General features: G+C 38.8%; 10 protein-coding genes and 5 pseudogenes. 5 read left to right on the forward strand and 10 right to left on the reverse strand.

Annotation, left to right across the window (positions count from 1 at the left end):
• Window positions 1–144: 144 nt before the first annotated feature.
• Window positions 145–967 (reverse strand): annotated as a pseudogene (locus tag ACFN7Z_RS11835) (IS5 family transposase).
• Between the two features lie 356 nt (window positions 968–1,323).
• On the opposite strand from ACFN7Z_RS11835, the gene ACFN7Z_RS11840 reads away from it, so the two are divergent.
• Window positions 1,324–1,776 (forward strand): TIGR02391 family protein, encoded by a 453-nt coding sequence (locus tag ACFN7Z_RS11840; RefSeq protein ID WP_228259164.1) that lies wholly within the window; start codon window positions 1,324–1,326, stop codon window positions 1,774–1,776.
• 167 nt (window positions 1,777–1,943) lie between these two features.
• On the opposite strand, the gene ACFN7Z_RS11845 is transcribed toward ACFN7Z_RS11840, so the two are convergent.
• The 3 genes from ACFN7Z_RS11845 to ACFN7Z_RS11855 all read right to left on the reverse strand — a co-directional run bounded on the left by ACFN7Z_RS11845 (window position 1,944) and on the right by ACFN7Z_RS11855 (window position 4,192).
• Entirely contained in the window at window positions 1,944–2,321 is a 378-nt protein-coding gene (locus ACFN7Z_RS11845; RefSeq protein ID WP_130235052.1) for an endonuclease domain-containing protein, read from the reverse strand.
• 53 nt (window positions 2,322–2,374) lie between these two features.
• Window positions 2,375–2,833, reverse strand: a complete 459-nt coding sequence (locus tag ACFN7Z_RS11850; protein WP_130235051.1) for a hypothetical protein — start codon at window positions 2,831–2,833, stop codon at window positions 2,375–2,377.
• Window positions 2,834–2,971: 138 nt separating this feature from the next.
• Window positions 2,972–4,192, reverse strand: coding sequence for an MFS transporter (locus tag ACFN7Z_RS11855; protein ID WP_130235050.1), 1,221 nt, complete (start codon window positions 4,190–4,192; stop codon window positions 2,972–2,974).
• A 104-nt stretch (window positions 4,193–4,296) separates the two neighbouring features.
• On the opposite strand from ACFN7Z_RS11855, the gene ACFN7Z_RS11860 reads away from it, so the two are divergent.
• Window positions 4,297–5,079 carry a helix-turn-helix domain-containing protein gene (locus tag ACFN7Z_RS11860; protein WP_058869192.1) on the forward strand — a complete coding sequence of 261 codons (783 nt, stop codon included), beginning with the start codon at window positions 4,297–4,299 and terminating at the stop codon, window positions 5,077–5,079.
• Window positions 5,080–5,093: 14 nt separating this feature from the next.
• Here ACFN7Z_RS11860 and def read toward each other — a convergent pair whose 3' ends face one another.
• A complete protein-coding gene (def, locus tag ACFN7Z_RS11865; RefSeq protein ID WP_130235049.1) occupies window positions 5,094–5,579 on the reverse strand; it encodes a peptide deformylase in 486 nt (161 codons plus the stop codon).
• Window positions 5,580–5,793: 214 nt separating this feature from the next.
• Here def and ACFN7Z_RS11870 point away from each other — a divergent pair, with 214 nt between their 5' ends.
• Window positions 5,794–7,071 carry an MFS transporter gene (locus ACFN7Z_RS11870; RefSeq protein WP_130235048.1) on the forward strand — a complete coding sequence of 426 codons (1,278 nt, stop codon included), beginning with the start codon at window positions 5,794–5,796 and terminating at the stop codon, window positions 7,069–7,071.
• Window positions 7,072–7,149: 78 nt separating this feature from the next.
• On the opposite strand, the gene ACFN7Z_RS11875 is transcribed toward ACFN7Z_RS11870, so the two are convergent.
• From ACFN7Z_RS11875 to ACFN7Z_RS11895, 5 genes and pseudogenes are all read right to left on the reverse strand, one after another.
• On the reverse strand, window positions 7,150–8,025 hold the full coding sequence (locus tag ACFN7Z_RS11875; protein WP_130235047.1) for a VPA1269 family protein: 876 nt from the start codon (window positions 8,023–8,025) through the stop codon (window positions 7,150–7,152).
• Complete coding sequence (gene gmtY, locus ACFN7Z_RS11880; protein WP_130235046.1) at window positions 8,015–9,493, reverse strand: gamma-mobile-trio recombinase GmtY; 1,479 nt, start codon at window positions 9,491–9,493, stop codon at window positions 8,015–8,017. Before gmtY ends, ACFN7Z_RS11875 begins: the two co-directional genes overlap by 11 nt.
• 193 nt (window positions 9,494–9,686) lie before the next feature.
• Window positions 9,687–9,881 (reverse strand): DNA-binding protein, encoded by a 195-nt coding sequence (locus ACFN7Z_RS11885; protein ID WP_130235045.1) that lies wholly within the window; start codon window positions 9,879–9,881, stop codon window positions 9,687–9,689.
• A gap of 117 nt (window positions 9,882–9,998) precedes the next feature.
• Window positions 9,999–10,355, reverse strand: a pseudogene (locus ACFN7Z_RS11890) (hypothetical protein); the annotation flags it as partial.
• Window positions 10,356–11,529: pseudogene (locus ACFN7Z_RS11895) on the reverse strand (IS3 family transposase).
• A gap of 138 nt (window positions 11,530–11,667) precedes the next feature.
• On the opposite strand from ACFN7Z_RS11895, the pseudogene ACFN7Z_RS19725 reads away from it, so the two are divergent.
• Window positions 11,668–11,941: pseudogene (locus ACFN7Z_RS19725) on the forward strand (restriction endonuclease subunit S); the annotation flags it as partial.
• Between the two features lie 41 nt (window positions 11,942–11,982).
• Window positions 11,983–12,504, forward strand: a pseudogene (locus ACFN7Z_RS19730) (restriction endonuclease subunit S); the annotation flags it as partial.
• Between the last annotated feature and the right edge of the window lie 8 nt (window positions 12,505–12,512).

Raw genomic sequence — 12,512 nt, forward strand, 5'->3', positions numbered from 1 at the left:
CCCCTAACCCCTCTTTAAAAAAGAGGGGGATGTCATGTGATTAAATGAATTGCGTGACAGCTTCTCCCTTTTTCAAAGGGAGGTTGGGAGGGATTGCATTGATCTTTAAATAAAAAATATATAATAGACCTCTTGCGAAAGTCGTTATTGCAAGTTCATCCGGTTTACCAGTGCAGCGATTAAGTTAATGCGTAAACCGAATCTTTTCCGTCGATTTCGATAGCGTTCACTTAGTATTCTAAATCTTTTCAATTGACTGTTAATATGTTCGATTACAACTCGTATTTTTCCAATCATTTTATTGTACTTTTTCTCAACATCAAATAAGGGTAAATTCTTCTTTTTCTTTATTGGTATCAACAATTTAAAGCCATCTTACCCTAACCCATAGTACCCTAAATCGGTCATAACATATTCAAAATGTTTGAATTTTTTTACTGTTTTTCTTGCCAATTTAATATCATGCTGACTGCCAGAAGATATATCTACTCCTATGATTTGTTTACTCTTCGGATGATAGATCACTTGGGCTTTTAGCGTATGTTTCTTCTTTTTACCACTGTAGAACTTACTCTGATTTTTTTTTCGGGCGTTCTATTGAACATTCTGTAACATCAATAATGACCCAGTTAAATTGTTCGTCTGCTGTTGTAATGCTTCGTTTTGGCAGGGTAAAACGCCTTGATTTCATTAATGCATCTTCAACCTTTTTAATGGTTCGATTCACATTACTTTCAGCGATATGGTAATTTGCAGCCAATTCCAATTGAGTGCTGTAATTCCGTAAGTAATTGAGTGTTAATAATAATTGATCCTCTATAACTAAAGTATGAGGACGCCCAGATTTCTTTTTAAGTGATTCTGCTTCTTTTAAAACTTCGACCATTTCACTAAAAACTGGTCGAGGTACACCAACCAAGCGCTTGAATTCAGAATCTGAAAAACGGTTTAATTTCTGATATTTCATGAAATCTATATTGAGGCAGTTTTTACTTTCGCAAGAGGTCTAATTTACCAAATAAATATTTTAGAAAACTATCAAATGGCAATAATTAAAAATTTGACTTAGCAAGTTTAGAATCTATTTGTAAAATTTTAGGTGATACTGCTGATGGACTTACTGGTACAGAAATTAGTAAATATTTATCCGAATGCAATATTAAAGACCCTCAAATAAATTCTACTAAGTGGAAACGTTTATACGATTCACTAGCCCTTAAACAAAAGGAAGACCAATGTGCAAATAATATTATAGCTTTCATTCAACATGTGATTAGACCATCTCGCCATGTAGATAATCGAACATGGTTTGAACAAATAAGAATGAAATTAAATTATGTTCTTTCATTTGAAGGCTTTGAAATAACTGAAAGTGGTTCTATAAAATATGTAAATACAGTTAAAACATTTTCTGAAGCTGAAGAACGCGCATCCCAACTTAAAAGAATTCTTATAGATAGAAATATACATCCAGACGTGCTCTCATTTTGTAAAGCCGAATTATTAGTCGACAATTATTTCCACACAGTCTTTGAAGCAACTAAAAGCATTGCCGAAAAGATCAGAATCAAAACTAATTTAACCAGTGATGGTTCTGAGTTAGTTGATCATGCTTTTTCATATAAAGGTAAAATTCCTTATTTAGCATTAAATAACTTAACAACTGAAAGTTATGAAAGCGAGCAAAAAGGATTCATGAATTTATTAAAAGGGGTATTTGGAACTTTTAGAAACACTACAGCGCATGTTCCAAAAGTAACATGGGAAATCAATTAACAAGATGCTCTTGATATTTTATCAATGATTTCTCTTATTCATCGAAAACTAGATAAAGCAGTAGAAGCTAAAAAAATATACGAAGGAAATTTGTAATCTTCCCCCCTTTAAAAAGGAGGGAGTTTCGTGAATCCAATACCATCATCAAATTCACGGCAAGTCCTCCTTTATAAAGGGGGATTTAGGGGGATTCTGGATTGGGCGGTTTGAAATATAAGTTCAATAACATCATCAATTTCAGTCAAAACCTGTCTATTACTAAACCTCAACACTACAAGTCCTAATTCGACTAAAACCTCATCTCTAACCCGATCAGCTTCTAAACCTTCTTCAGTAAAGTGTTGCCCACCATCACACTCAATCACCAAATTTGCAGCAGGACAGTAAAAATCCACAATGAAATTTAAAAGTGGCTTCTGCAGATAAAACTGCAAACCTAAAATTTGCTTAGCACGAAGCTTTGACCATAAACGCTTTTCAGCATCAGTCATATTATTTCTAAGATCACGAGACAGTTGTTTCAAATTTTTATTATAAGGTTGCATTACAACTCACTTGGTTTTTATATCTTCTTTTAAGAATCTTGGCATAATAAATGTCACTCAAAATCAAGCTGTTCTAATTGAATCTCTACCACATTCCAGTGATGCATCATCTCGCGCAGCACAATAAAGTAAACCAAACTTGAAATACCGTCATCAGCCACTTGAGACACATAGTATTCCCTACGCTCAACAAAAGTATTAAAAGCACTTTCAAGTTGCACACGGTCAATCGATTGCTGATCTGGAAAAAATAATGCTAAAACCTTTTGGAATAATATATCTGAAGTGGTGGCAATCTTGGGTTGGGCATACTTCATCTGAACGGATTCTAAAAGCTCTTCAATCATATAAATCATCGACTCAATCGCAAGCTCATCTAGCAGCCCACGACGCATACTGTTTGACTGTATAAAGCTTAAACCTTTGTCTAACTGAATATGCTGCCCATCCATTTCAAATGAAAGTTGATCTACGCCCAAGGAAAATTTGAGTACACCATTCAGATCAGTCATCGCATTAATCCTCCAGAGCCAAAGCATGTATACACCCAATGCATTTTTAACGAACGATTATCATCCTGCCGAAATGCAATCGCGCCATCTTAGTTTGATAAGATAGCGCGATTAAAACTAAAGGTCAGCAGTATTCAGTTAGTTTACTTGAGTCTTCGGTAAAAAGAAGGTCGCCAAACCGAGTAAAGGCAATAACGCACACACGCCAAACACCCATTCAATGCCTTTGACGTCAGCCAAATATCCTAAGCCTGCTGCGGCGATGCCACTCACACCGAACATTAAACCGAACATCAAACCTGCAATCATGCCAACTCGCCCTGGAACAGCTTCTTGAGCATAGACCACCATTGCAGCAAAGGCAGAGGACATTACTAAACCTGTGATAATCGAAAGTATGGTCATCCAAAATAGATTGGCATGTGGCATCATCAAAGCAAACGGCGCCATACCAACAAAAGATACCCAAATTACCGCTTTACGCCCAATTCGGTCTCCAATCGGCCCCCCTGCAAATGTACCCAAAGCCACCGCTGCCAAAAAGGCGAATAGATGCAACTGAGCACTTTGCAAACTGAGCTGAAACTTGTTCATTAAATAAAAAGTGAAATAGTTACTGATGCTGGCGATGTAAGTAAATTTGGCAAACATCAACACGCAAATGGTCGACAGCGCAATAACCAATTGACGTCCATGTAATTTGCTTTGAACTTGCTGTGCCTTGGCTGCCAACTGTTTTTTACTGTGGCTGATGCTCCAACGACTGACACCGAACAGCACCCAAATTGCCAGTAAGGCAAATACAATCAACCATGCCACGGCGTGCTGTCCAAAAGGCACAATAATCAGCGCCGCCAATAAAGGCCCAATGGCTGTACCTGTATTACCACCAACCTGAAAGGTTGATTGTGCTGTACCAAAACGCCCACCCGAAGCCATACGCGCCACACGTGAAGCTTCAGGGTGAAAGGTCGAGGAACCCACACCAATCAATGCCGATGCCATGAGCAATACGATAAAATTCGGTGAAAATGCCAACAGCAAAATGCCGCTAAAAGTCACCACCATACCGAGTGGGAGCAGATAAGGTTTCGGATGTTTGTCGGTATAGAGTCCAATCCAAGGTTGCAGTAGCGATGCCGTAATTTGATAGACCAATGAAATCAGTCCGACTTGCGCAAAGCTTAAGGAAAAATTGGTTTTCAGCATTGGATAAATGGCTGGCAAAACGGCTTGAATCAAGTCATTCAGTAGATGCGCAACCGCCACCGCTCCCACCACTTTTATAATCATACCTTGCGGTTGCTCATTGATTGTAGCTTCGCCCATACCCTCTTTCATTTGAATTGAAGACGACATCCCTCGCAAACTCCATGTATTTTTCATCAGGCATTGATTGTAAAATGTCATTCATAAGACTATCTTCCAATAATCATTGTATAACTGACAATTTTAAACTGCACATGCCAAATTCTCTGATTCAAACCGAAATGTCCGAATTGGTGATTGGGCTTTCTTCTGAGCATACCTACCGAGAGATTACCCCTACGCATACCCATTCGCGAGCGCAGTTTCTGTATGCTTCGACAGGGATGATTCAAGTGTTCACCCCAAACCACGTTTGGATCGTGCCGCCGATGTGCGCGCTATGGATTCCGACCCATGTCGAGCATAGTGTGATTTCATTAAGCCGAGTTAAACTCAATACTGCATTGGTTCAGGCCGATGCAGCTGCACTGCTGGGGCAACATTGTTTTATTATTCGGGTCAGCAAGTTATTGCATGAGTTATTGATTCGGCTCAATGCGATAGAACACATTCCACCTTCCGAGCTGATCAGCTCTGATGAACTGTCTCGATCTTTACAGATTTTAATTTTTGATGAAATTCATAAAGCCAATCTGTTGCCCATTCAAATTCCGTGGCCACAAGACAAACGCTTAATGAATATTTGCCAAGCACTATTAAGTACGCCCGATCAGTTAAAAGATTTAAGCACATGGGCAGATGAAATTGGCACCAGCTCCAGAACCTTGATGCGCATGTTTCAAAAGGAAACGGGGCTGTCTTATCGCACATGGGTTCAGCAAATGCATATTGCCCATGCCTTAAGTAAAATTGCCAGTGGTGAATCTGTCGCGCAGATTGCAAGATCTCTTGGCTATAGCAATCCGAGTGCATTTAGTACCATGTTTAAACGTCATTTGGGACAGACCCCGCAACAGTTTAAATATAAAGATGAATAAAATGACACTCGTGACTAAGCACTCAGGCGATCGACAAATAAAATACCATTGAGATGATCGATTTCATGTTGCACAATGCGTGCAGGAAAACCTTCAAAAGTGCTTTCCATTACCTCACCAGTCAAACTGTGATACAGCACCTTAATACTTTGCGCACGCTGTACCTGTCCGCGTTCATTCGGCACACTTAAACAGCCTTCTTCACCCAAGGTCATTGCTTGCGAAAACTCTAAAATTTCAGGATTGACCATCACCACGGCGTCCATTTCAGGCGCATCGGGATAGCGTAAATTTGGCCGTGAAGCCACAATAATGACCCGCTTTGAAATATAGACTTGTGGTGCAGCAATGCCCACACCGCTCCGCTCTAACATGGTCGCAATCATGGCCGAGGCCAACTGCATGAGCCAGTCGCTATTAAATTCTGCATCTGCGACGCGAGCAGCTTTGAGTCTTAAAATATCTTCACCACGTTGTGCAACAGGTAAAATGACACTCATACACAAATCCTAAATTTTTATACCTATTTATTCTTTTTATATCATAAGCTTTTTATCTCGCCTGCGTTATATATTTACGTTGACCGTCAAATCAACTATGTTGATTCATGTATAATTTTTAGTTCAGCCCCAGTAAAGAAAGATTGATTATTCATTCAAAAAAGACTTCTTTAAAATCAAATATAAACCTTTATTCAGCTTTGGAAATATACGCATGGATGCAACACCACGTTTGACCAGAGAAGACAAACGTACCCTTGGGCTGTCATCACTCGGTGGTGCACTTGAGTTCTATGACTTTGTTATTTATGTTTTTTACGCCAAAATTATTTCTGAGTTGTTCTTTCCCGCAGGGCTCAGCCCATTTTGGGCCATGCTGAATACTTACGGTATTTTTGCCGCAGGTTACTTCTTCCGTCCACTTGGCGGTGTAGTCATGGCGCACTTTGGCGACCTCATCGGGCGCAAGCGTCTCTTTAGTTTATCTATTTTGCTCATGGCTTTACCTACCCTCATGATCGGGGTTATGCCAACTTTTGAAACGATTGGTTATACTGCACCGCTGCTTTTGCTCCTTATGCGGGTGGTACAAGGCATTGCAATTGGTGGAGAAATTCCAGCGGCATGGACCTTTGTTTCTGAGCATGTTCCATCTGAAAAAATTGGTTTTGCCAATGGCTTACTTACGGCTGGTTTGTCACTCGGCATCTTGCTCGGTGCTTTAATGTCACTGTTCATTTCTCTTCAGTTTAGTGAAACATCTGTACATGATTGGGCATGGCGCATTCCCTTTATTGTGGGCGGTATTTTTGGCTTAGTGGCCTTGTATTTACGTAGTTATTTGAAAGAGACCCCAGTATTCAAAGCCATGCAAGCACGTAAAGAGCTTTCTAAAGAAATGCCGGTCAAACAAGTCTTAGCCCGTCATAAAACCGCCGTGGTGATTGGTATGCTCTTGACTTGGTTCTTAACTGCTTGTGTAGTGGTTCTGATTTTAGCCATGCCAAACTTACTGACGGGTGCCTTTGGCTTTGAACGTAGCGATGCGTTTCAAATGCAAAGTGCTGCGATCATCATGCAAATGCTGGGATGTATACTCGCTGGGACCTTAGCCGATCGCTTTGGTGCAGCCAAGGTCTTGATTTTTGGCTCGCTCGGTGTCGCCGCTATCGCAACCATTTTCTATCACAGTTTAGGTGCGGTCAGTCCAACTACGGTGTTTGCACTGTATATGCTTTTGGGATTCTTTTCAGGCACGGTTGGGCTTGTGTCCTATAGCATGGTCAAGATGTTCCCTGCTTCGATCCGCTTTTCGGGCATTTCGTTTTCCTACAATGTCGCCTATGCCATTGCAGGAGGCATCACACTCCCTTTGGTTCAATGGCTCAGTCTCTATAGTAACATTGGCGCGATGTATTATATTTGGCTAGTCTGTTTGGTTTGCTTCTTCACAGCTTTGGTTTATCGAACTCAGTTTGAAGCCAAACCCTAAAATAATAAAACCCTTCATAAGCTCTTTCTAGTTGAAAGTGTATAGAATAAAAGTAAGATGTAAGTTTAACTTTTAATATCAATTTGTTTTACTGTAGTGATTAAAGGCAAAAGTATGTGGATTTTTAATCCAGTTGCCATTCTCATAACGTAGAGTGTCTGCCTCACCAGAATCAAGCATACGTACCTGATAAGTACGTAATGGCAAATGCAGTTTAATAAACAGCACCATACTGGTTACAGGAGACCAAATTTGATAAATGGTTATACGCTTATTATTGCGAGTAATTTTTTTACTGCGCCATACGCAATCTTGGTCCTTTTTATCAATCAGGTTTTCATCGACTTCAAACCAATCGCCGCCTTGAGTTGCACCTTGACCTGTCTGTTGTTGCGCCCACAACCAATCTACAAAGTGTCCTCGTGGTTTTGGACACAAGATATGGCGTAAATCACAAATATAACGGTATGGCAGCGGATTATGTATCGTTTCGGTGTTGCTAACTTTACTTTTTACTTTTTCAAAAGGATTGGTGTACAAACGAATAGTTTTGCCATTATCGTCTTTCTGACTTAGATGTGTATTGAGCACCCAATCAATAAAGTGGGTGGTATGATTTAATATATTTGCTGTAGATCTATTATCACCTTTATTTGTTTTTTCCAGCAGAATGCGCTTAAGTTCATTGGTTGAAGCATGCCAACCATTTTTGCCTAAGAATAAGCTCAAAACATCAGAGGTGAAGGGAGCTGAACTAGTGAGGTAAATATCAAAAAAATTACTTAAAGCCTCAAGTTTAACCGCTGTTCCTACATCTTGATTCGTTATCCATTCCTCGGCTAATTGGCGCCATATTTCCCATTTTTGACCGTATTTTTTCACAAGCCATTGTAGGGTAAAATCATAAGAACGACCGTCCTGTTTCTTCCTTTTATTTGTTTTTTTATCTACCATTGCGCTTTCCTAATTTTCGATACTTTCCAGTAAATAATTCTTCAGGGTCAATATCATTAAAACCACGCTCAGTTAATACCTCCCAGCTACGCGTACCTATTTTCTCTACAGGCTCTATCGGGTTTAAAAGTCGCTGTGTCGCTACATTAAGACTGGCAGTGACTTCTTTTGTTGTTGGTGTGGTATAGACCGCTTGTGACTGTAATGATGCATGGTGTAAACATTTCTTAATCACAATTTCTTGTACATCAGCCCTGCGTAAACGTCTTCCATAATTATGTCTGTGTGAGTGAGGTGATAATCCATCGGCTTTACAAGGTCTAAGTCCAATACGCTTTAAACCTTGACAGTAATTGTAGTGAAATGCATTAAGCGTGTAGGGATTACCAGTATGATTACGATGGAAACTCACAAATGCATATGGATGATTGCGCTCAATAATTGACAAAAATCGAGTATAGTTTTGCCAAAGTCTAGCAAATACCTCCCCAAAGATTATTGGAAACCAATGCACTTCTATGTATCCATCTTTGCTGTCAAGTACCCGATTTTTCCAGCCAACATGCTTTTTACCCATAAGATGATTGCGAGGGGTTAAAGCATATTTTTCTTTGAGATAGGCTGCACGAGTTGTCTTTCCTGAACGTCCTCGCCAGTTATTCGGGGCTTTACTATCTTCTGGATGATAGATGCGAATCTGAACACTATTCTCGTTCGATGGGTCAATAAAGACATCTTCAAGCCATAGGTGTAAAGCCTCAGATTCTCGTAAACCACCACCATGCATGAGCAGTAAGATTAGTTGATCACGCAATGCAGCCCTGCGATCTACTGCGCCACCCAAACCATCGAAATAAAAGGCTTCAAAATAACGTTCAGGAAATTCAATAGCATCTTGAGATTGCTTACCTAAAGGACGCTTTCCTTGAATGCTACGAGCGTAACGAACGGTAGTATTGACATGCTTATCTTTGATATGACCAAGAAAGTTGTGTTGGTTTCTACGAAACCATGCAGCGTAATTAAGGCGTTGCGTCAAGCTGTCAGCTTCAACCGGTGGATTCATTGAAACCGCACCATGTTTATCTGCCAACCAATTAGTAATTTTAGTTAATGCATCGATATGTAAGCGAGCTACTTGTTTACTGCAAGGTAGCCAATACAGCCCGGAGGGATCTAATCCATCATCGCCAATAGTTCCTGTATATAATCGACTACTAAAACTCTCAAACATGGCTTGTAGCGAGGTAAATCCATTTACATGCACAACCATGTATTCAAGTAGAAGTTGTGTTGCTTTGATGCAATTACTGATGGTCGCTTGACTCCTACCATCACGCTTTAACTTCAAAGCATATTCAACTAATTGTTTTATTGGTTCTTTGTTCTGATCAAGTAATACGGGTATTTCTGTAAAAACACCTGAATTATCATCTACCACTTTTGCGATGACTTTTACTGTCTGCATAGTTACTCTCTTGAAATTATATCAAGTAAAAATAAAAAGCAGAAAGCACCATAAACATTGATAAAAAAATCAATGCCACTTAGAATGAATTTGTCTTGGACCTGCAAGTTAAAGACAAATTCATAAAGGCCTATACATCAATATGTATGGGTCTTTATGCTTATCTGCTGATAAACAAGAATTAATAAATAATTTAATCCATATACCTTTGCTCCTTAATACCTAATTTTACTGCGATTCTATGACTCTCTCCGCGTAGTGGGACTTTATTATTTTTTAAAATTCGATATACAAGATCAGGTGAGAAATTATTAATACGTGCCCATTCGGCTATAGAAATTCCAGACTGAGAAAAATCATCTCTAACTTGCTTAATTGACTTGATCATATCAGACGAATTTTGAATAAATTTGACGAAAAAATATCGGATGGGAATGCTTAAGTCAAGTAATTATTTTTTATTTTAAGCTATTGTTTTTACTATAATAAATTAATTGAGAAACGTTTATTTATTCATTATATCGTCCATTAATTTAATATTTGATTTTATATTTTTAATATCATTCTCCATAGTTTCTTTATGGTTAATAAAATATTTCTCTAATGTTTTATCATCCGATAATAATGATTGTAGAAACTCAATATTATTTTCTTTATCTTTAATTTGATCTAAAAATTCTGTTTTCTTTTTAGAAAAAATCTCTTCCAATTTTTGCTTCTTTGTTCGATTCCTGAGTTCATTCATACGCGGAGTTTCGGTATAAGAAAAAACATTTTTTCTTGATGTTTCATGATTAACTTCTAAATATTGAAATCGTATTAAAACTTTTAAACCAGAATACATCAAACGCTTGGTCTGATCCTAGACAGTATCGTGGACAACAAATCCCTCTAAATTCTTGAAATATTTCTGTTCAAAGGCTTCTGGGCTTAACCAGCCGTTTGCAGAATGTCTTCTGATTCGATTGTAATAAATCTCAATATAGTCAAACAAGACAGCATTCGCTTCTTTTCGAGTGGCAAACACACTGCCATGGACCACATGACCTTTCAATGTATGAAAGAAGCTTTCAGTCACTGCATTATCCCAACATGAGCAGTATACTGCGCAAGACTGCGTGACATACTTAGAACGCAGTTATTCGTCAATAATAGCGCCCTAAAATCACGACTACAGTACTGTGAGCCTTGGTCCGAATGTACCATGACACCCATTGGATACCCCTGACGAGCCATTGCATAATGAAACGCATCACACACCAATTGACGGTCTATTCGATGGTTGGTTTGCCAACCGACAATACGACGGCTGAATAGATCCAGCATCACACATAAATACAGCCAACCTTGCTTAGTACGGATATAGGTAATATCCGTTGTCCAGATCTTATTGGGTTCATTGACCGTAAATTGACGATCCAACAAGTTAGGCGCTGTAGGCAAACGATGGTTTGAATCAGTCGTATGCTTGTATTTACGTGCAATCCTGCTACGTAAACCAAGCTTTTTAAGCATTCTTCCAACGGTTCGTTCGCTCATGCTGTAACCTAAATCATGCATGTCATGTACCAATGAAGGTGCACCCAATCGTGCATGATGCTGCCAATACACGGCTTTTAAATCATTATATTTCTGCGCTAGATTGGTCTGGCGTTTTCGCCAGGCATAATAGCCTGAAGTGCTGACACCCAGGCATTTACAGGCAGAAGATACAGTGACTTCATTCACATCCAGATCTTGAATTACCGTGTACTTTTCTTGGCATGATCTGTCAGAAAGTACACATGCGCTTTTTTTAAGATGTCATTGGCGTCCCTGAGCTGTTTGACTTCTTTCTCTAATTCTAAAATCCGCTGTTGTTCTGATGAAAGTTGGCGTTTGCTTGAAGCCGCCGGATTGATTTCACGAATCCATTTATCCAATGTTGAATAACCAACACCTAATTTCTGGGCGATTGCAGCTAAAGATTCGTGCGAGTTTGAAAGTGCATAATCAATTGCTTGCTGTTTAAATTCAGGACTAAAACGTTTAGCCATTTCTTGAATCTCCAAAGATTAAAGTTACGTTATCTTTAGAGGGACGTGCTGTCCATTATTTTGTCTAGGATCAGTGTAACGGTTGTAGACGTTTGCATCATTCGCCCTAATCAAAATAAAGTTGATAATCGGTGGTTAATGCATACCATTAATTCACCAGTTATGCGCCAACGTATTAATGAATATGTTACAGGCACGACTAGGCAACGTATTTCTAGAGGAAATTTCTCAAAACTTAAAATTTCTGTCCCACCACTTGAACAACAACGCCGAATTGCGTCTATTTTAGATCAAGCGGATGAGCTACGCCAAAAACGTCAGCAAGCGATTGAAAAGTTAGATCAGCTTTTACAAGCCACCTTTATTGATATGTTTGGCGATCCTGTCAGTAATCCTAAAGGGTGGGAGAAAGAAAAAATGGATACCCTTATGACGATTGTTCGCGGAGGGTCGCCAAGACCAATTGAGAATTTCTTAGGTGGTACTTATCCTTGGATCAAAATTGGTGATGCTACTAAAGGTGATGATTTATTTATTACTAAAACCAAAGAAGCAATTACTGAAGAAGGCTTACATAAAACAAGACTATTACCTGAAGGAAGTGTAATCTTTGCGAATTGTGGAGTAAGCCTTGGGTTTGCACGTATCTTGAAAATTCAAGGATGTATTCACGATGGTTGGTTAGCATTTCAAGATATTCATGAGGATAAAATACATAAATTATTTTTACTAAAAGCTCTTAATTCAATTACTCAATATTTTCGTGATACCGCTCCAGATGGGACTCAACCCAACCTAAATACAGCCATCATGAAAAATTTTGAATTAATTATCCCACCAATGGATTTACAACTTAAGTTTATAGCTATAGTCGAATCCATTGTAAACCAAAAGAAAATATTGGAAACTTCAAATATTGAGTTTTCTAATCTATTCAAATCATTACAAAACCAAGCATTTAACGGAACTTTATAAAATTTAAT

Origin of the sequence: Acinetobacter sp. P1332, assembly GCF_044057475.1 — a bacterium.
Taxonomy (GTDB): Bacteria; Pseudomonadota; Gammaproteobacteria; order Pseudomonadales; family Moraxellaceae; genus Acinetobacter; species Acinetobacter johnsonii.